The sequence below is a fragment of the Psychrobacter sp. KCTC 72983 genome (assembly GCF_014280455.1).
Classification (GTDB): domain Bacteria; phylum Pseudomonadota; class Gammaproteobacteria; order Pseudomonadales; family Moraxellaceae; genus Psychrobacter; species Psychrobacter pacificensis.
The window spans coordinates 350,306-371,059 of sequence record NZ_CP060390.1 but is presented as its reverse complement, the minus strand read 5'-3'; the positions used below and the strand labels follow the sequence as shown (position 1 = coordinate 371,059).

Annotated in this window: 17 protein-coding genes and 1 tRNA gene; 13 read left to right on the top strand and 5 right to left on the bottom strand. The window is 44.7% G+C overall.

Going from position 1 to position 20,754, the window contains the following annotated elements; translation table 11 throughout:
• Positions 1-40: 40 nt before the first annotated feature.
• Positions 41-322: a hypothetical protein gene (locus PSBA01_RS01460; protein ID WP_058025545.1), complete on the bottom strand. Its 282-nt coding sequence runs from the start codon at positions 320-322 to the stop codon at positions 41-43.
• Positions 323-894: 572 nt separating this feature from the next.
• Between PSBA01_RS01460 and gyrA the strand changes: the two genes are divergently transcribed.
• The 6 genes from gyrA to PSBA01_RS01430 all read left to right on the top strand — a co-directional run bounded on the left by gyrA (position 895) and on the right by PSBA01_RS01430 (position 8,224).
• On the top strand, positions 895-3,636 hold the full coding sequence (gene gyrA / locus PSBA01_RS01455) for a DNA gyrase subunit A (protein ID WP_186474845.1): 2,742 nt from the start codon (positions 895-897) through the stop codon (positions 3,634-3,636).
• A gap of 147 nt (positions 3,637-3,783) precedes the next feature.
• Positions 3,784-4,848 (top strand): EamA family transporter RarD, encoded by a 1,065-nt coding sequence (rarD, locus tag PSBA01_RS01450; RefSeq protein WP_228724612.1) that lies wholly within the window; start codon positions 3,784-3,786, stop codon positions 4,846-4,848.
• A 237-nt stretch (positions 4,849-5,085) separates the two neighbouring features.
• The gene (rarD, locus tag PSBA01_RS01445; protein WP_186474843.1) at positions 5,086-5,973 is read left to right on the top strand and encodes an EamA family transporter RarD; all 888 of its coding nucleotides are present in this window, start codon (positions 5,086-5,088) and stop codon (positions 5,971-5,973) included.
• 29 nt (positions 5,974-6,002) lie between these two features.
• Complete coding sequence (locus PSBA01_RS01440) at positions 6,003-6,671, top strand: glutathione S-transferase (RefSeq protein WP_186474842.1); 669 nt, start codon at positions 6,003-6,005, stop codon at positions 6,669-6,671.
• A gap of 101 nt (positions 6,672-6,772) precedes the next feature.
• A complete protein-coding gene (locus PSBA01_RS01435) occupies positions 6,773-7,045 on the top strand; it encodes a hypothetical protein (protein ID WP_186474841.1) in 273 nt (90 codons plus the stop codon).
• A 39-nt stretch (positions 7,046-7,084) separates the two neighbouring features.
• On the top strand, positions 7,085-8,224 hold the full coding sequence (locus PSBA01_RS01430; RefSeq protein WP_186474840.1) for a ribonuclease Z: 1,140 nt from the start codon (positions 7,085-7,087) through the stop codon (positions 8,222-8,224).
• 59 nt (positions 8,225-8,283) lie between these two features.
• On the opposite strand, the gene PSBA01_RS01425 is transcribed toward PSBA01_RS01430, so the two are convergent.
• A complete protein-coding gene (locus tag PSBA01_RS01425; RefSeq protein WP_058025551.1) occupies positions 8,284-9,228 on the bottom strand; it encodes an ATP-binding protein in 945 nt (314 codons plus the stop codon).
• An 81-nt stretch (positions 9,229-9,309) separates the two neighbouring features.
• On the opposite strand from PSBA01_RS01425, the gene PSBA01_RS01420 reads away from it, so the two are divergent.
• Positions 9,310-10,332, top strand: a complete 1,023-nt coding sequence (locus PSBA01_RS01420) for a serine/threonine-protein kinase (RefSeq protein WP_228724611.1) — start codon at positions 9,310-9,312, stop codon at positions 10,330-10,332.
• 91 nt (positions 10,333-10,423) lie between these two features.
• Here PSBA01_RS01420 and PSBA01_RS01415 read toward each other — a convergent pair.
• The 3 genes from PSBA01_RS01415 to PSBA01_RS01405 form a co-directional block, all read right to left on the bottom strand.
• Positions 10,424-10,508, bottom strand: a tRNA-Leu gene (locus tag PSBA01_RS01415).
• 218 nt (positions 10,509-10,726) lie between these two features.
• Entirely contained in the window at positions 10,727-12,487 is a 1,761-nt protein-coding gene (locus tag PSBA01_RS01410; protein ID WP_071003444.1) for a sigma 54-interacting transcriptional regulator, read from the bottom strand.
• An 82-nt stretch (positions 12,488-12,569) separates the two neighbouring features.
• The gene (locus PSBA01_RS01405) at positions 12,570-13,940 is read right to left on the bottom strand and encodes a two-component system sensor histidine kinase NtrB (protein ID WP_186474839.1); all 1,371 of its coding nucleotides are present in this window, start codon (positions 13,938-13,940) and stop codon (positions 12,570-12,572) included.
• A gap of 135 nt (positions 13,941-14,075) precedes the next feature.
• Between PSBA01_RS01405 and rimO the strand changes: the two genes are divergently transcribed.
• The 6 genes from rimO (at position 14,076) to ispC (ending at position 20,667) form a co-directional block, all read left to right on the top strand.
• Complete coding sequence (rimO, locus tag PSBA01_RS01400) at positions 14,076-15,671, top strand: 30S ribosomal protein S12 methylthiotransferase RimO (RefSeq protein WP_186474838.1); 1,596 nt, start codon at positions 14,076-14,078, stop codon at positions 15,669-15,671.
• 172 nt (positions 15,672-15,843) lie between these two features.
• Positions 15,844-16,569, top strand: coding sequence for a UMP kinase (gene pyrH / locus PSBA01_RS01395; protein WP_071003450.1), 726 nt, complete (start codon positions 15,844-15,846; stop codon positions 16,567-16,569).
• A gap of 128 nt (positions 16,570-16,697) precedes the next feature.
• Complete coding sequence (gene frr, locus PSBA01_RS01390; protein ID WP_186474837.1) at positions 16,698-17,252, top strand: ribosome recycling factor; 555 nt, start codon at positions 16,698-16,700, stop codon at positions 17,250-17,252.
• A 273-nt stretch (positions 17,253-17,525) separates the two neighbouring features.
• Positions 17,526-18,284, top strand: coding sequence for a polyprenyl diphosphate synthase (uppS, locus tag PSBA01_RS01385; RefSeq protein WP_071003453.1), 759 nt, complete (start codon positions 17,526-17,528; stop codon positions 18,282-18,284).
• Between the two features lie 175 nt (positions 18,285-18,459).
• The gene (locus PSBA01_RS01380) at positions 18,460-19,269 is read left to right on the top strand and encodes a phosphatidate cytidylyltransferase (protein WP_186474836.1); all 810 of its coding nucleotides are present in this window, start codon (positions 18,460-18,462) and stop codon (positions 19,267-19,269) included.
• A 189-nt stretch (positions 19,270-19,458) separates the two neighbouring features.
• Positions 19,459-20,667: a 1-deoxy-D-xylulose-5-phosphate reductoisomerase gene (ispC, locus tag PSBA01_RS01375; protein ID WP_186474835.1), complete on the top strand. Its 1,209-nt coding sequence runs from the start codon at positions 19,459-19,461 to the stop codon at positions 20,665-20,667.
• Positions 20,668-20,754: the final 87 nt, after the last annotated feature.

Below are 20,754 nucleotides of genomic sequence, written 5' to 3'. Positions count from 1 at the left end.
TAGAAGTGAGGTTGAGAGCAACAAAAATATTCAGTATAGCTTAGCGTTTCAAACGTCTATTAATGACCCATTTAAAGACGATCTTGGCTAAAACAATAATGACAAATACGACGATAACAAATACCCACATACCGTTGCCTTGTAGGTTTTCTTGATAGGCTTTTGCTAAGTATGCTGACAAAGCCATGGCGACTAAAAGTGCTCCCCAACGGACATAGGGTACAGCGCGATTGTTATGGTTAGGAAAGCTAGCAACATAATCGCTCGAAAAGCTATATAGCACCATTGCTAAAATCCAAACAATCGCAAGAATGATATCCATAATAAAAGTAGCCTGTTAGGTCGTTATTCGAGTTCTATAAAAGATGAGTTAGTGTAACGCTTAGGATTTTTTTGTCCAGCGTCACTAAAAAAATAGCCTCATTGACCTAATTTAAATCATCATATACTTATGAAACCCATTAGCTCATGTTAGAACAATTGGTAGGCTCTGTTCAGCTAAGATGGACGGAGTATCTCTTTGCTCAGCAGGTTGTAAGTTCGTCTGTAAAAATGGCAAAATCAGCCAATCAAAAAAAACCTGTCATTAGAATTATTTTAGAGTGTATGGGTAATTCAAAATATCACTGCAAATGAACCGCCTAGCTTGATTTTAATGGTGGTCAGAACCCCCTAAATCAGCAAATTTGTGCTAAAATAGCTTCTTTTATTAAACATTGTTTTTAACAAAAACCGTATCACTATTTTCCTATTGTTTTGCACGTGTAGCAGTGTTTTTTTATGGTATGTATTTTGATCATGACTGCCCATTTATGTGGCAGTATTTTTATATGATCTGTGGGTGCCATAAGCGATGTGTCAACGTTAGAAAAAAATGTGAGTGAAGGAGTGTATATGAGCGAATCGGTCAGTCCTATTGGCATCGTAGATGAACTAAAGCAATCCTATCTGGATTATGCGATGAGCGTGATCGTCTCGCGTGCGCTGCCTGATGTGCGTGATGGGTTCAAACCTGTACACCGCCGCGTGATGTACGCCATGCACGTGCTATCAAACGACTATAATAAACCGTACAAAAAATCAGCTCGTGTGGTTGGTGATGTGATCGGTAAGTACCATCCACATGGTGATAGTGCCGTCTATGATGCCATCGTCCGTATGGCGCAGGATTTTAGCTTGCGCTACCCAATGGTTGATGGTCAAGGTAACTTTGGCTCGATCGATGATGATCCTCCGGCAGCGATGCGTTATACCGAAGTACGTATGACCAAGCTGACTCACCAGATGCTGGCAGACTTGGACAAAGATACGGTCGATTGGGAAGACAACTACGACGGCTCTGAGCGCATGCCAAGCGTAATGCCAGCACGTATTCCTAACTTATTGGTCAATGGCGCGACGGGTATCGCTGTCGGCATGGCGACCAATATGGCACCGCACAACTTGACCGAAGTCATTAACGCTTGCTTGGCTTATGCAGAGAACCCACAAGTTTCAGCCGAAGAGCTGATGTCACATATTTCAGGTCCTGATTTCCCTACAGGCGGTATTATCTATGGTCGCGCAGGCATTTTAGATGCTTACCGCACGGGTAAAGGCCGTTTGCATATTCGTGGTCGTTATCATATCGAGCCGATGAGCAATTCTGGCGTCAACCGCGATCGTGAGCGCATCGTATTTACCGAAATCCCTTATCAGGCCAATAAAGCCAAACTAATCGAGCGTATCGCAGAGCTTGTTCGTGATAAAAAAATCGAGGGCATCAGCGAGATTCGTGATGAGTCTGACAAAGAAGGTATGCGTATCGCTATTGACTTGCGTCGCGGAGAAACTGCCGAAGTTATCGTTAATAACTTGTTCTTGCAGACGCCGCTTGAGTCTAGCTTTAGCATCAATATGGTCGCGCTTGATAATGGTCAGCCCAAACTATTGACCTTGCGTCAGCTTATCGCTGCATTTGTCCGTCATCGTCAAGAAGTGGTGACGCGCCGTACGATTTATGAATTGAACAAAGCCCGCGTTCGTGGTCATTTGCTAGAAGGTTTAACGGTTGCATTAGCCAATATCGATGAGATTATTGCGACGATTAAAGCGTCTGCAAACCGTGGACTCGCCCGCGAAAGCTTATTGAATAATACATGGGGTTCAGGCAGTGTCGTTGCGATGCTCACGGCTGCTGGTAGTCAGTCAGTACGTCCTGAGTTTATCGATGGCGAAGATCCTAAAGCGCCGTTTGGTCTGATCGAAGGCGAGGAGCGTTATCGCTTGTCACTTGAGCAGGTCAATGCGATTTTAGACATGCAATTACATCGTTTGACGGGTCTTGAGCAAGATAAATTGACCGAAGAATACCAAGACTTACTACGCGAAATCACTCATTTAGAGTCTATTCTGGGTGATTTTGATAAGCTTATGAGCATTATCTCTAATGAGATGATCGAGATTCGTGATAACTTTGGTGATGAGCGTCGCACCGACATCATCGATTCACGCATGGATTTCAGCCGTGAAGACCTGATTCCTGAGCAGACTGTTGTGATGACGGTGTCGCGTACTGGCTATGCCAAGACTCAGCCGATTGACGATTATGTTGCACAAAAACGTGGTGGTAAAGGCAAGTCTGCAACCGCGATGAAAGAAGATGATGTGATTGATCATCTGGTCGTGACCTCAACGCACTCTACGGTATTGTGCTTCACTGACAGTGGCCGCGTCTTTAGCTTACGTGGGTTTGAAGTGCCGATTGCCAGCCGCGGTGCTCGTGGTCGTCCGTTGGTCAATTTGATTGGCCTGAACAGCGATGAGACAGTAACCACGATACTACCGATTCCGCAAATGTCTGAGGAAGTTAGCGGCCGCTTTGTCTTCTTTGCAACCGCCAATGGCACAGTCAAGCGTGTTGAGCTTGAACAGTTTGCCAATATTCGCTCGAACGGCTTGATCGCGGTTGGTCTAGAAGAGGGTGATAAATTGGTCAGCGCTCGTATTACCAACGGCAATCAAGAAGTGATGCTATTTGCCTCAAGTGGTAAAGCGATTCGTTTTGATGAGAATGATGCTCGTGCGATGGGCCGTACAGCGAAAGGCGTCCGCGGTATGCGTTTGGCTACTGATGAATTTATCAAATCATTGGTCGTTATCGAAGATGATGTACATGAAATCCTAATTGCTTGTGAAAACGGCTTTGGTAAGCGTACCCTTATCGAAGAGTTTAATACGCAAAACCGTGGCGGTGGCGGTGTTATCGCCATTAAGACCAGTGAGCGTAATGGCGCATTGGTGCGAGCGACTAAAGTTGACGCTACCGATGATATTATTTTAATCTCTGACAAAGGAACGCTAGTACGTACGCCAGTTGAGCATGTCGCGAGCTCTGGCCGTAACACTCAAGGTGTCACGCTCATTCGTCTGCCAAAAGATGAAAAATTGGTCGCTATGGCGCGTGTTGAGCACGAAGAGGATGATGATGAATTAGTCGATGCGATGAAAGAAGATGGCACGTTTGAGGTGGAAGGTCAGGAGCAGATAGATATCGATACCGCAACTGACAATACCGCTTTGAGCGATGCCAACGACGCTATCGATATTGCCAACGATTACACATTGGATAATGATGCAGTAGACGATGACGAGTAATAGTCTTGGTAGTTAGCTTTTCAGTCTAGTTTCTGATCATTGTCCTAGAAAAAAGCCTCTGACGTTGTCGTCGGAGGCTTTTATTTTTTATTCACTTTTTCTTAATAATGTACATAGGGTTTTACTTTTAAGGCTGTTGTTATGCTTATGACCAATCAAACTTTTCAGGGAACTGTCGCAGCGGTATCGTCGAGCTTTTTATTCTCGATGATGTTTTTGTTTGGCCTGTTTATGCTGCCCTTAACGGGGACACAGGTAGCCTCATGGCGCGTGCTGATGATGCTGCTCAGTTTGATTGTTTTGCTCAGTTTGACTAAGCAATGGCAGCATGTCTTTGATTATATAAAGACGCTTAAGACCTTAAAAGAATGGCTGATATTTATATTGCCTGCACCGATCTTAGGCGGCCAGATTTGGTTGTTTATGTGGGCACCGGTTAATGGGTTTGGCTTGGATGTCACCTTGGGATATTTTTTATTGCCACTTGTGATGATTGTGCTTGGTCGATTTTTTTATCGTGAGGATATGAGTGTCTTGCAGTATGCGGCAGCGATACTGGCAGCGCTCGGTATTGGCTACGACATTGTTCAATATGGTTCGGTGTCTTGGGTGACGCTATTTGTATGTTTGGGCTATCCGCCGTATTATCTATTGCGCCGCACACTTGCTGTACCGCCCATTACTGGCTTGTTGTTTGATTTGACATTGCTGACGCCAGTGGTATTGATCATGCTTTATCTCACTGGTGGTTTTAGTGTGGCGGCACAAAATATGAAGTTTTGGTACCTACTGCCATTGCTAGGTGCATTTAGTGCACTGGCAATGTCGCTGACGATGATTGCGAGTAGCAAGTTGCCGGTCTCGCTATTTGGGGCGCTGAGCTACATAGAGCCGCTACTGTTATTTGTGTTGTCCATTACCGTTCTGAGTCAAAGTCTTGATGAAGGTGGCTCGCTCTTTATGTACGGTATGATTACACTTGCCCTAGTGGTCATGATAATCGATAGTGCGATAGGCTATCTCGTTCGTCAGCGTAATGACCGCTTGCATGGATATAGAGAGCCGCAGGTCGGCGGCTTTCCGCCGCGCCGTCATTTTATCAATCAGCGTATCGATGGTGTGCTAAAAGCGCATCGCTTTCGTAAGATTCGTCGTTATCAAAAAAAGATGGATAAAATACAGCAAAAACTCGAACAACTTGATGCAAAATAAGCACTTATATACATTAAATTTACTGGATGTAGAAATTAATGCACTAGATGCACACTGGTATTGCTTATCTATTCCGACTTTGACATCATGCCGCCCATAATGTAGCAAGATACATTAAAAGCGTTTATCTTAGATTGTGCGACGACCTTATATGCAAAGGCCTCAGACGTTATCGTCTGAGGCTTTTGTTTTTTTAAAATTGCAAAGGATGTGCCCCAATCTCTAAAGGCTGTTGTGATGTTGACTACTAACCAAACTTCTCAGGGTGCGATCACGGCTGTGGCTGCAAACTTTTTATACTCATTGCTGTTCCTATTTGGCTTGCTGCTGCAACCGCTATCAGGAACACAAGTGGCTTCGTGGCGCGTGCTCACGATGTTTTTTGGTCTGGTGCTGCTGGTGGGTGTGCTAAAACAGTGGCAGCATATTTTTGATTATCTAAAAACCTTAAAAAATGCCAAAGAGTGGTTTTTATTCATACTACCCACACCGATTTTGGGGGCGCAAATCTGGATGTTTATGTGGGCGCCAGTCAATGGTTTGGGGCTTGAGGTGACGTTGGGTTACTTCTTATACCCGATGATAATGATCGTGGTCGGTCGCTTTTTTTATAATGAAGACATGAGCTTGCTACAGTGGGCTGCGATTATATGTGCAGGTCTTGGTATTGCTTACGATATCTTTGAATATGGTGCGATCTCTTGGGCGACTTTGTTTGTGTGCTTGGGTTATCCGCCGTACTACTTGCTGCGTCGTAAACTGGCCGTACCGTCTATCACAGGCTTGATCTCTGATCTTGTATTGTTGCTACCAATCGTATTGGTTGCGTTATATATGAATGGTGGCTTTGAGGTGGCAATCACTAACCATAAGCTTTGGTATCTGTTGCCGTTGTTGGGCATTATTAGCACTGCTGCGATGTCACTGACGATGGTCGCCAGTCAAAAGCTACCTGTCTCGTTGTTTGGGACTTTGTGCTACCTCGAGCCGGTATTTTTATTCATAACTTTCGTCACAGTTCTACAAACTTGCAGTGTCAAAGGGGCAAAAATTACGCTATTATCAAGAGCAGTGGTGTCATGTTTAATTCAAAACATGGCGCCATATTTAAGAGATTATGGCTGATTTAAAACAATATATAACTAGGACGGTTTATGTTAACTCTGCATCATTTAAATAATTCGCGCTCGTTTCGTATTTTGTGGCTACTAGAAGAGTTGGAGCTAGATTATGAGCTGACCACTTATGAGCGTACTAAGGCGTATCTTGCGCCTGAGAGTTTAAAGAAAGTGCATCCGTTGGGACACACGCCGGTGCTTGAAGTGGGTGATCGTGCTTTGGCTGAGTCAGGTTTTATCATTGAATACCTGCTTAGACACTATGACAAAGAGCATCAATTTAAGCCTACTGATGATAATGAGGCGGCATGGGAAGCTTATACTTTTTGGTTGCATTTTGCCGAAGCCACGGCGATGCCACAGTTAGTTATGCGTCTGGTATTTAGTAAAGTCGTTGAACGATCGCCTATGCTCATCAAGCCGATCAGTAAAGGTATCCGTAAACAAGTTGAAGATGGCATGATCAACAATAATATTATCAACAACCTAAATCTGATGGAGCAGCATCTCCAAGACAGTCATTGGTTTGCAGGGGAGACGTTCAGTGCCGCTGATATTCAAATGTATATCGTAGTCGCCGCCTCTAATGCGCGTGCAGGTATGGATCAATCTAAATACGCCAATCTATTGAACTGGCTCAAACGTTGTCAAGAGCGTCCCGCTTTTAAGCGTGCTGAGGCAAAGGGCGGAACACCGCAGTTTTAAAAGATACTTGTATAAACACTTAAACACCTCTCAATACTTGAGGTGATATTAGATAAAAGGTTTTGTTTATTTATAAGCAAAGCCTTTTTTAGGATAAAATAATGACAGACTTGAATACATCGCATCATGCAAAAACAAAGAAAGACACAGATGCTAAGCAGTCGCTAGATCAGAACTTGCAAAATAGGCAACCGGTTGATAACCAGCAAGTATCTATCAAATCTTGGTCACAAAAACTACTGGTTGTGATTCTGTGCGCCGCTAGTTTTTATGGTGGCTGGAAATCTTATGAATCTAATATGGTCAATGAATGTACGGCCAATGGTGGACAAATGGTTGACGGTCAAAAAACCATGATATGCCAACGGTCCTAATCCGTGCCTCTAACCTCTAATAAATAGAAGACATGACCTATGCTGAAATTAACCTTTTTGGGCACCTCCGCAGGCGTGCCAACTAAGCAGCGTAATGTAACGGCATTGGCAATCGAGTGCTTGAATCCTCATGCGTCTGGTTCATCAAAAGGCAACCAGCCGCATAGCAACAGTCAAAATAAAAAGTCGCGCCCGTGGCTACTCATCGATTGTGGCGAAGGCACACAGCAGCAATTACTGCATACCAAGCTCTCCTTACGTCAATTGACGGCTATTTGTATTACCCACGTCCATGGCGACCACTGTTATGGCCTGCCAGGGCTGCTGGCGAGTGCCGCGATGTCAGGTCGCCGTGAGCCATTGACGCTCATTGCACCAAAAGCCATCTCGGCGCTGCTTGATGCCTTTATCCTACATACTGAACTATATCTGCCATTTACCCTCAACTTTGTGTCGATAGAGGATCTGTTGTCGCAAGAAGTTAATAAAGGTAAAGTAAAAATCGACTTGGATAATCAACATCAGCTGATGATAGAGGTTTATCCGTTATCGCACCGCGTGCCATCTCATGGGTTTGGTATCACGCAGACCATTATCCGTCGCACGCTCAATACAGGTAAACTCATAGCGGATGGTGTTCCAGCAAGTGCGCTGTGGGGCAAGCTACAACAAGGCAAAAATGTCATCACTGAGGATGGTCAGCACTTACATTCGGCAGTCTATGTTCATGATGATGTGCAGCGGACAAAAGTAGTAATAGCAGGGGACAATGACACGCCAGAGTGTTTGAGTGAAGCAGTTATGGATGCGGATTTGTTGGTGCATGAGGCCACTTATACGCATGAGGTCATGATGGCCATTCAAGCCCGCAACCCTGACTTTGATCCTATGCATAGTAGCGCGCACATAGTGGGCACATTCGCGCAAAAGATGAGCTTGAAAAACATCATTTTGACTCACTTTAGCGCTCGTTATCAGAGCTTTGATAATCCAGATAGCGAAACGCCAAATATGGCCTATATTCGCTTAGATGCGCAAAGTGTCTACCAAGGCAATATATGGCTGGCAGAAGATTTTGCTCAATATAGCGTCAATGGGGCTACCGACTTGGTAGACAATCAAGCGGGTAGTCAAAAGGAGAGTCGCGTGCAGTATGTAGGCTCTGCACGCAGCAATTAGGCATAACTGTAAAGAGATAGTTTCAAAGATATGGCTTAGCGGCTGATATGGCTTAGCAGCTATGATTTACGGTCTTCAATAGCCAATTGTGTTTTGCCGCTCCAATAACGACTGAATTGATAAGCCACTCGACCTGAGCGTCCACCGCGTTCAGATGCCCAGCGCAAGGCGTCCATTCTGATTTTGTCAGGTAGATTTTCACCGTCCACATCCATTTCAATATCAGTATCAATGCGAGCTGAAATTTTCCGTTGCTCTAAATTTAGATAATGCTGCACAATCTGTAAGTATGTCTGCTGATCCATGGGATGAAAGGTCAGTGATAAGCCAAATCGATCTGATAACGACACGGTCTCGTCAATGGTCTCGTAGGGATTGACTTCATCCGTCTGCCCATTATAAATATCAAGATTGTCCTTCATCATTTGTGGTAGCAAGCGACGGCGATTACTGGTGGCATAGACCAGTAGCTTGTCTTGCTCAGAGTCTAGCGCGCCATCAAGCACGCTTTTTAGCGCCCGATAACTCTCATCTTGACCGTTAAATGCCAAATCATCACAGTAGACGATATAGCGACAAGCGCAGTCCGCTGGCAGCGCATTAATCGCGGCACGAATCTTGTCTAGCACCTGTAGATCATCACGCGCAATCTCGATAATGCGTAACCCTTCACTGTGATAGGCTTGTAGTAATGCGCGAATCAGCGAGGATTTGCCGGCACCACGTGTCCCTGTCATCAGGACGTGATTGGCAGGATAGCCTTTGAGAAACTGGCGGGTGTTTTGTACCAGCTTTGCTTTTTGCACATCAATACCTTGCAAATCATCCAAACTCAAAAATAAATTGACAGACAAAGGCTGTAGGTGACCAGTACGTCCACCGACCCAGCGATACGCAAGCTGGCTTGGGTCAATCTCAATGGTTGGTGTGACGTGCTCTTGCAGATACTGGCTAAGCAATGCTAATAAAGGGGCGGGCAGGGCATAATTGTTAGACTGTGACATAATGACTCTAGCGGTAAAGTGGCGGTTGGGTAAAACGATAGTGCGCGATTGCGACTCTATAATATGATGAGAGATAACACTGTGAAAAATAGTGCCAGTAATTTGCCTATTAAACAAGCCTTGCAAGCGCAATCTGGACAACTATTGCCAATCATTACCCAAGTATTGTCAGAGTTACAATATGCCCAAATAGTGCATCAGCGTATCAGTCAACAACTCAGAGAGGGAAGCACAGAGCAAACCCAAGAGAGCAAAACGCAAATTACCAAACAACGCAGCAAGCAAAGCTGCTATCAAGGTATAACGCGTGCACGCCATGTAGAGTATGGTAGCGTGATAATTAAATGGGAGCTATGTGCCACTTCAGTTAGACTCCAAAGTGTCTCAGATTTAACTCATGAAATAAGCGTGTTGCAAGCGTTATATAATTCGCAGAAAATCCAAGTTAGCTCTATTACGCCACCTCTATTGGCCTATCACAATGTAGAGGTCGACACATTAGAACAGAGCCAGCAGTTAACGGTATTGGTCATGCCTTATTATGAAAGCGGCAGCTTAGCCAAGCTGTTGAATCACCATGTGTCATTAACAGACAAGCAAAAACATGATTTGATTAAAGAGTCTGCTCATTTAGTCTGCAACCTACACAACGCTGGCTGGCTTCATAATGATATTAAACCTAGTAATATTTTGCTCAGTGATAATCTAACAAGTTACGCCGATAGTGATTGTATAGTGCCTGACTTACTATTGACAGATTTTGCATTAGCCCAAAGAAATGATCGACCAAACGCAATAAATTTTTCTGGCGGAACACCAGCATATTTGGCACCTGAGCGTTGGCAAGGACAAAGAGCAACGAGACAAAGTGACATCTATGCCTTCGGTATCATGATGGTTGAGATATTGGTAGGGAAGCGACCATTTATTATAGACCCTCAAAGTAATCAGTCCATGACAGATTGGGCCATTCAGCACTGCCAGCAGCCTATTCCAAAATTACCGTTAGGGTATGTTCGCTATCAAAGTATTGTTGATAAAGCATTGGCAAAGCGAATAGAGAAAAGGTATCAGAGTATGGATGAGGTGATAGCAAATTTATAAAGGTTATAACTAGAAATGCTAAATGACAGACACAAAAAAACCTGCTAAAAAGCAGGCTTTAATATTTGGTCTAAGATGTACTATCCGAAAATGGTGGGGCTGGAGAGACTCGAACTCTCACACCTTGCGGCGCCAGAACCTAAATCTGGTGCGTCTACCAATTCCGCCACAGCCCCATTTTCGTTACTCTATCATCAAAAGCGATTAAGTTCAAACGCTATCTAGACAGTTAACTGATTCGGTAGTGCGTCTCAGTGGTTGGCTATTATATAGAGTTTGAATTTTTGGTCAACCCCTATTTGCGATTATTTTTAGTTATTTTGCATTTATTTTCACGTATTTTTATAAATAATTGATATTAATGGCTTTTTAATATTGCGTTTTAAGCCTTTATTTACTCTTTGGATGGCACTCTGGGTGCAGAGATGTCTAACTGCTGTAATTTACGGGTCAGGGTATTGCGACCCCAACCAAGTAAACTTGCTGCCTCTATCTTTTTGCCACCACTATGGTTGAGTGCTGCTGTTAGCAAGACCCGCTCAAACTCAGGCGTGGCCGTTTGTAGAATATCAGTTTCGCCAGTATTGAGAGATTGTTCAGCCCAGATAGCGAGCGCTTTTTGCCAACTAAGGCTGGCAGGAGCTTGAGTGACTTGATTATTTTGGCTGTAATTATTTAAGTCATCTTTATTTTGCAGTTGAGGGTTTTCTGTATTTGCTTGTGGTGACGAGTCGTGTTCTTGGTCTAGCTCTGAGTCTAGAGGCGTGTTTTCTAATAGCTCTGGTGGCAAATCTGTCGCCATCACGGTGTCGCCCGTGGCCATCACTGTCAGCCATAGGCAGACATTCTCAAGTTGACGCACATTGCCGCGCCAGTCAAAGGTCTGCATCATCTGTAAGGCCGCAGGATGCAAATGTTTCGGTGTTGTGTTCATTTGCTCAGCTGCCGACTGCATAAAGTAGGTCGCTAATGCAGGAATGTCTTCGGGGCGTTTACGCAGTGGTGGCAGCGGTAGACGAATGACATTGAGACGATAAAACAAATCTTCACGGAAACGATTTTGTTTGACTAATTCTTCTAAGTTCTGGTGAGTGGCGGCGATGATACGGACATCTACTTGGATCGGCTGCTGTCCACCAACGCGGTAAAACTCGCCATTGGCCAGTACGCGTAACAGACGTGTTTGGGTACTAAAGGGCATGTCGCCAATTTCGTCCAAAAATAACGTACCGCCATTAGCCTGCTCAAAACGTCCTTGACGAGTTGTCGTTGCACCAGTGAACGCGCCTTTTTCGTGACCAAATAATTCAGACTCAATCAAATCATGTGGTATGGCTGCCATATTAAGGGCGATAAATGGTTGCTGTTTGCGCGGTGAGTGCTGGTGCAAGGCACTGGCAACCAACTCTTTACCTGTTCCTGACTCTCCGGTGATCAAGACTGAGATGGGGGACTGCGCCAATCTACCAATGGCACGAAACACGGCTTGCATGGCTTGTGACTGACCGATGATACCGCTCGGATTGCTATTAGCTTTAGAGGCAGTTGTCACCTCAGCTTTATTTTTGCTGTGTTTAGAGTGTGTACTGGTAGGTGCTTCAGGTGTTATCTCACTGTCAGCGCGCGCGTCAGTCGCGATATGGGTATCAGATTCGTTCGAATAATGAGCTATCGCCATATTTGGCTGGTAGTTGATCGCTTTATAGATAGTGGCAACAGCATCATCTAGGTCAAAGGGCTTTGGTAAGTATTCAAATGCACCGGTCTGATAGCTATTAATCGCAGAGGTGAGGTCTGAGTGCGCTGTCATAATGACAATCGGCATGTCCGGAAAGTGCTGGTGTACCCAGTCACTAAATGACAAACCATCCATCATTGGCATACGAATATCAGTCAATATTACATCTGGCAGCTGTGTGGCTGATTCTTGCTGTTTTAGCGCATCATTGAGCCGAGTCCATGCTGCCTGCGCTTGGGTAAAACTGATAACGGTCAAACCAGCATCTTCAAACGTATCTGCCAATACCATACGCAGCGCTGCATCATCGTCGATTAACCAGAGCGTTGCAGGCTGATCGCTGGGTGCATTATTGACGGTGACTATTGGAGAGTGTGCATCGCTTTTAGGGTTTTGGTTGTCACTGTATTGGGTCATGTATCGGGCCTAATGAGCAATTGTTATTGTCGGTTTGGGATTGGATGTCTTACAATTTAACAGTTTTATGCCGCCGTGTGTTCTATGATTCAGTGACGGGCTGGGTAAAAGGCAGATATAGTGTAAAGCGTGTTTGCTTGCCGTTCGCCTCCTCTGTAGAGCTCACATCAATCATACCATGATGATGGCTGATAATATCTTGTACGATAGATAAGCCAAGGCCAGTACCTGCTGCACGGCTGGTCACCATCGGAAAAAATATTTGTCCGATAAGTGCCGGATCAATGCCCGAACCATTATCAGTGATAGTGATTTGCAGCACTTGCTTGTGCTGCTGCCCGACAATCGTATGCTGAAAGGCAACGCGCGTTTGAATGTGCAAGGTTGGCTGATAAGCAGTCTCTGTATCGGTCTGTACGTCGGTCAATGGTAACTCCTTAGACGCAGAGAGTTTGTTCTGCTGTAGCGTTTGCTCAAACTCAGTCATAGACTCACATGCATTATTCATAATATTTAAAAATACCTGAATCAATTGGTCTTTGTCAGCACACAACTCAGGCAATGACAAATCATAATCCCTCTGTATCGTCACTTGTGGGTATTGACTGACTACCAAGGTCAAAACATGCTCTAGTGGTTCATGGACATTCAGCGTTTGCCAGTTTGGCAGCTGATTTGAGCCAAGCAGCTGAGCAATCAGGTGCGTCAAACGGTCAGTTTCTGAGATGATAATGTCGGTATAGTTACGCAGCTTTTGATTCATTTTTTGCAAATCATCGTTTGTGCCAGCGCTAGTGTCCTGTGAGATGCTGAGCGCGTGAGAGTGACTGTTAGCCGCCGTCGTATTCGCATCACTGAATTTAATAAACTGCCTTTGCAATAACTGCGCTGCACCCCGAATGCCCGCAAGTGGGTTTTTGATTTCATGCGCGACCGACCGTAGCATGTGACGAGCAACCGCATATTGCTGCTGCTGGCGCTGCTCTTCTGAGATGCGACTTTGGCGATCCTTGCCCCACATCTCGATAATAAAATACGACTGCTGCTCGTAGATAACAGGTGTCACGCTATAATCGACCGAAAGTAGTAGGTTGCCATTCAAAGGCGTCTGGATGACGTGATCATGGTCAATGAAAGGCTGTTGGTAGTTTTGTGCTTGATTGAACCGCTCTGTCAAAGAATAGAGGGGTTCATCCAGAGGTTTGTTTTCACTATCATCACTGACATTGTCGATAGAAGCATTTTCTTTTAGTTTTAATTCATCGGGTGCCAATAGCGTCAAGATAGACTGGTTGATTAACCTCCCACTACTAATAGCCAGTAATTGCTCCGCTTGAGCATTTAAACGGGTTATCGATAACTGATCATTGACCCACAAAATAGCGGTGAATAGATGCTGTGATACGAATGCTAAATCAGGGGTGGTTTTGGTGGTGATAAAATCAGCAGTCATGGATAGTGCCCAGAAAAATAGGAGGTTTGAATCAATATTTAACCATAAATCAAGACTATAGAGCGGCAAAACTGGTGATTTTTGCAAAAAAAACGTACAATGCGCTCAGCCAATTTATCTCTAGCAAGGTCAGCCATGTCCAAAACTTCTACCGAGTCAGTGAACACGACAATGACAGCCCCTACGTCAGCCGTAAAAGACACTGCCACTATCTTTAATCCTGCAAAGCCATCAATACCGCAAGAGCAGAGTCAGACAGATGTCAGTCAAACACATGCTGACCAGCCTTATCATCATAAAGCCAACCACAATCAAAATCGCAGCATTACTCAAAGCAGCCACGCTACTTCAGTCTCGACGGCTAATGCAACTGCCACGATGCCAGTGACTATAGCGCCAAAGATTGGATTTGTGTCACTAGGTTGCCCAAAAGCCTTGGTGGATAGTGAGCGTATTATCACTGAGCTGAGCCGTGACGGTTATCAAGTCGCAAGCGACTATGACGGTGCAGATTTGGTCGTGGTCAACACCTGCGGCTTTATTGAGTCAGCGGTGCAAGAATCACTTGATGCGATTGGCGAGGCCATTAGTCAAAACGGCAAAGTAATTGTCACAGGCTGTCTGGGCAAAGAAGCGGAAAAAATCCGTGAGATGCATCCCGCTGTACTCGCAGTGACAGGCGCGCATGCCTATGATGAAGTGATTACAGCCGTTGCACAGCACGTGCCAAAGCCAAATCGCAGCTTGGATGCCAATTACGACCCAAAAATAGACTTGATCAATGAAGCGGGGGTCAAACTGACGCCCAGTCATTATGCGTATCTAAAAATCTCAGAAGGCTGTAACCACCGCTGTACGTTCTGTATTATCCCAAGTTTGCGCGGTGATCTCGTGTCGCGCCCGATTGATAATGTCATGAACGAAGCCATGGCGCTCAAAAAAGCGGGCGTGAAAGAGTTGCTTATCATCTCGCAAGACACCTCAGCCTATGGGCTGGACCTCAAATATAAGACCAGCTTTTGGAATGGCATGCCGCTCAAGTCTAAGTTTTATGATTTATGCCAAGCCTTGAATGATCTAGGCATTTGGGTGCGTCTGCATTATGTTTATCCATACCCACATGTAGACAAAGTCGTCGAGCTGATGGGCGAAAAGAAACTGCTGCCTTATCTCGATATTCCGTTTCAGCATGCCAGTCATCGTATTCTAAAAGCAATGAAACGCCCTGCGCACAGCGAAAATACCTTGGCTCGTATCAAAGCATGGCGTGATATCTGCCCTGATATCGTGATTCGCTCAACTTTCGTAGTTGGCTTCCCAGGCGAGACTGAAGAAGATTTTCAGTGCTTGCTTGATTGGCTGGTCGAGGCGCGACTTGACCGCGTGGGGGCATTTACGTATTCAGAAGTAGAAGGTGCTGTCGCCAATGATTTGCCAAGCCATGTGCCTGAAGACGTCAAGCAATCTCGCTACGAGCGTTTGATGGCGCTGCAACAAGAGATCTCAGCGCAAAAACTACAAGAAAAAGTCGGCAAAACCTTAATGGTATTGGTTGATGAGATTGATAGTGATGAGAATATCGCTATTTGCCGCAGTTATGCTGATGCGCCTGAAATTGACGGGCATGTCTATGTTGATGACATTACTGCTCAAGTCAAAGTTGGGCAGTTCCTGACCGTGACGATTGATGATGCCAGCGAATATGATCTATTTGCCAGTTATCAAGGTTAAGTGTTCGACAAGATATACGAGTGAAAATTGCCCAATAGCGGGCAGTTTTTGCTACAATTAGCGCAATTTAGCCTGTTTAATACGCTTGTCTTTAAGTGCAGCGTTACGGGCAAACCTGATTTGTGTTTTACCCATAATTTTCTTTATAATTTCATGATAATAAGGTGACCTCATGTCTGACAAAAACCCGCGTTACGCCCGTATCTTGCTAAAACTCTCTGGTGAAGCCTTGGCTGGTAGCAAAGACATGGGTATTGATACCGAAGTGCTCGATAAAATGAGCCTGTCTATCGCTCATTTGCGTGGACTAGGTGTTCAGGTTGGTATCGTGGTTGGCGGTGGCAACTTATATCGCGGCGCACAATTACAAAAAGAAGGTTTGGTTGGCCGTGTGACGGGTGATCAGATGGGTATGCTAGCCACTGTCATGAATGGTCTGGCGATGCGTGATGCGCTTGAGCGTCGTAATATCAAAACGCGTTTGATGTCTGCATTGCCAATTGGTGAGGTCACCGAAAGCTATAGCAGTCGTAATGCGATTCGCTATCTCAAAAATGGTGAAGTGTGTATCTTTGTTGCTGGAACAGGCAACCCATTCTTCACCACTGATACGGCTGCTTGTTTGCGTGGTATCGAGATTGAAGCCGGCTTGATTTTGAAAGCGACTAAGGTTGATGGCGTTTATGACAAAGACCCAAGCCTCCATACTGATGCCAAAAAATACGACGGGCTCACCTTTGATGAAGTGTTAGAGCAGAAACTTGGCGTGATGGATTTGACGGCTATCGCGCTATGCCGCGAGCATAACGTACCGCTACAAGTGTTTGATATGACCAAACCTAATGCATTGCTAAATGTCATCATGGGTGAAAACGAAGGCACACGCGTTTTTCATTAATTAATTCCCTGAATTGATGTAGCGTTGATCGGTCACTTCAGAGAGTGGCTAATAACAAAAAGTAGCTAATAACAAATATCCCAATAGCAAATAAAAAATTTGTCGATAGCGATAAATAAGGACACACAATGATTAAAGAGATTAAGCAAGACGGCGAAGCACGCATGCAAAAAACGTTGGAAGCGCTTGAGAACACTTTCAGTAAAGTTCGCACTGGACGTGCACACCCAGGTATGTTGTCAGGCGTGATGGTCAGCTACTACGGTGCACCAACCCCCCTAAACCAAGTCGCCAGCGTCAACGTTGAAGACTCACGTACGTTATTGGTTCAACCGTTTGACCGTACGATGGTACAAGCAGTAGACAAAGCCATTCGCGAAGCAGATTTGGGCTTAAACCCAATGACAGCGGATGTGATTCGTGTGCCCATGCCAGCGTTGACCGAAGACACCCGCCGCGATATGCAAAAACTTGCTCGCGGAGAAGCAGAGAGCAGCCGTGTATCTATCCGTAATATCCGCCGTGACATGATGAATGACATCAAAGATCTAGCAAAAGAGAAAGAAATCTCAGAAGATGATGAGCGCCGTGCTAACGATGACATCCAAAAAATCACTGACAAGTACATTGAAACTATCGATAGCCGCCTCAGCAAAAAAGAAAGCGATTTGATGGAAGTTTAATACTGATCCATTTGGTATTTATAGCAAGAATCAATTCGGTAGATTATCTGTAATTTAGCAGCCAATACCTTGTAGTTATTGGCTGCTTGTTATGACATGGATAATATGATTTATTAATGTGAGTGCAGTTTACTGATATTTCTCAAATATATTGTAAGCTATAAAAATTTTGATCGCTAAATTATGATAAATTTGTGAATTATTTACATGGCGCTTTTAATCGCCACTGCACACGTTATTATTATTTTACCTTAACAATAAGCAAGTTTGCCTATGTCCACTTCAGCCGTTACGGCTCCTAACATTCTTCCTCGTCATATCGCGATTATCATGGACGGTAATAACAGATATGGCAAAGCCAATAACCTGGGTAAAGGTCAAGGTCACATAGCTGGTAAAACTGCTTTAGACCCTATCGTAGAATATTGTGTCGAGACCGGTATTGAAGTACTGACTGTTTTTGCTTTCTCTAGCGAAAATTGGCAGCGACCACCTAGTGAAGTTGCACTATTAATGCAGTTGTTGGCATCGACCATTGATGAGCAAATGCCGCGTATGAAAAAATACTGTATTCGCTTACGTTTTATCGGTGATCGCAGTCAGCTTAGTGAAGAATTACAAGCGTTAATGGCGGATGCCGAAGCAGAAACTGCAAGCTTTGATGCCATGACATTAGTCATTGCGATTAGCTACGGTGGACAATGGGATATTGCTCATGCAGCAAAACAGCTGGCACAACAAGTGCAGGCAGGTGAGTTGAGGGCTGAAGATATTAGTGCAGAAATGCTCGGTGAGCAAGTACAACTGGCAGACGCTCCAGCAGTAGACATGCTGGTTCGTACTGGTGGTGATTATCGAATATCGAATTTTTTATTATGGCAAGCGGCCTATGCAGAGTTGTTTTTCACGCCAACTTTATGGCCAGATTTTGTTCCAGAAGAGCTGGCTTCGATGATGGCTGAGTTTGCACAGCGTCAACGCCGTTTTGGTAAAACCAGCGAGCAGGTAGGGATAGAGCAGCATAGTCGCTGATGCAATAGTAGCCATAAAAATTCAGACAGTATTCTCTAGGTCGCTAATACCGCTTGCTTACGAGATGATAAACCGTTTTAATGAGGGTCAATGCTATTAATGGGCACAGGTCTATCAACTGTTATAATGCATTTTTTTGACTGTACCTTCTTCATCATTATAAGGCTCGATAAGTATGTGGCAACGAATTAGAACGGCAATAGTTCTCGTTATTATCGTTGGTATTGCAATGTTTGCGAGCCAAACCCCTATTTTATTCGCACCGCTTTTAGCCGTTGGCGTCATTATCGCAGCTCATGAGTGGGCGAAGTTGATGCCGAAGTGGCGTCAACCTATTGTCTTTGTGCTATTAGTTTTAGTGATAACTGTCGTATCGCTTATGTTGAAGGTGACTTGGTTATTTTGGTGGACGGCCTCGCTTGTCATATGGCTGACGGCACTATCTTGGGTGCGCGCATTCCCAACACAGACAAAATGGTACGGAAAACATCTAGCGTTGTTGGGTGTGGTTATTTTGACAGCCTCTATCACTGCGATTTTTTACCTTTGGCAGCTATCAGCATGGTGGCTACTTTATGTGTTTTTATTGGTCTGGTGTGCTGATAGCGGTGCTTACTTTGTTGGTCGTAAGCTTGGCCGCCGAAAAATGGCACCCAATGTCTCACCCAATAAGAGTATGGAAGGATTGGCCGGTGGTTTGATTACAGGTCTACTGGTAGTCGTTGCGATCAGTGTGTTTAAGCTACAACTGACAGGCGCATCGCTAGTCGCCTTTGTGGCACTATCGGCGCTAACGATTCTGGCTTCTGTGCTTGGTGATCTTTTTGAATCAATGCTCAAGCGCCGTGCTGATGTCAAAGACTCTGGTACCATCTTACCAGGACATGGTGGTGTACTTGATCGTATTGATTCATTGCTATCTGCAACTCCGATATTTGCACTTGGCTTTTGGGCGATACAGCAGCTAGGTTTGATTGTGGTATAAGACTTTGATTGTGGTATAAGACAAAGTCACTTAGCTGATTTTATGATGCGATAAGTAAGCGAAGTGACCGTTTTGGTTAGTCTTTTACAACGGTCTTATTTGTTACTATATAGTCTTATTATCCTTTATATTTTTTAAACCTCATTTACTCTTTTCTCCTTCTCTAAATATTAAATATCATAGGCATTAATGGTTATGACGCAACGCATCGCCGTACTAGGCGCGACAGGCTCGATTGGCGATAGCACGTTAGCAATATTAGCGGCGCAACCGCAACATTATGAAGTTTACGCATTGTCAGGCTACCACCGTTTAGATAAGCTATTTGCGCTTTGTCAGCAGTTTTTGCCTAAGCGCGTCAGCGTGCCAAAAGCCGCTGTGGATGATTTTTCCAAAAAGCTTAAAGCAGCAGGGATTGATAGTGATGTAGTAGGGGGCGAGGAAGGTCTAGTAGATATAGCCACTGATTCACAAACTGATACTGTCGTTGCTGCCATCGTAGGCGCAGCAGGACTGCCTTCTACCTTAGCCGCAGCACGCGCAGGTAAGCGTATTTTGCTCGCCAATAAAGAAGCGCTGGTGATGGCAGGGCAGGTCATGATCAATGCGGTCAAAACACATAATGCTACGTTGTTACCCCTCGACTCTGAGCACAATGCTATTTTCCAGTGCTTACCACTCGCTATTCAGCAAGACAACACCCAAATTCATCAGCCAAATCATGGTGTACGCAAACTGTGGTTGACGGCTTCAGGTGGCCCATTTTTGCAGCAGTCTTTTGAGCAGATGCAGCAAGCAACTGTCGCAGAGGCAGTCAAGCACCCTAACTGGTCAATGGGCCAGAAGATATCTGTCGACTCAGCCACAATGATGAATAAAGGGCTTGAGTTGATCGAGGCTTGTCATTTGTTTGATTTGCCTGAAAATAATATAAATGTGGTCATTCATCCACAAAGTATCATTCACTCAATGGTAGAATATAGCGATGGTAGCTTTTTGGCACAGCTTGGCAGTCCAGATATGAAAACTCCAATTGCCCATGCGCTCAGTTACCCTAGCCGTATTGATAGCGGTTCGGAGCCATTAGATTTATATGCACTTAGTTGTTTGGAGTTCATTGAGCCTGATCTGCAAAAATTTGCCTGTCTACGCCTTGCTCGTCAAGCAATGCAAGCAGGTACGCAGGCGACTATTGTACTAAATGCAGCCAACGAAATTGCAGTGGCAGCGTTTTTAGATGGACAAATTCGTTTAACTGACATTGCTGATATCAATGAGCGTGCCTTAAACGATATACAGCTGCCACCATTAAACGAAACGGCTGACATAGAAGATATATTAGCCATTGACAAGATAGCGCGTCACCTTACTGATAAGCTTGTGGCAAAATTGGCATAATCGTAGCAATCATTAGCCATAAATAGCCTCTTGGTTAAAAAATGGTACTAATAAACGATATCAGTGAAGATGTTGATGTTGATGTTG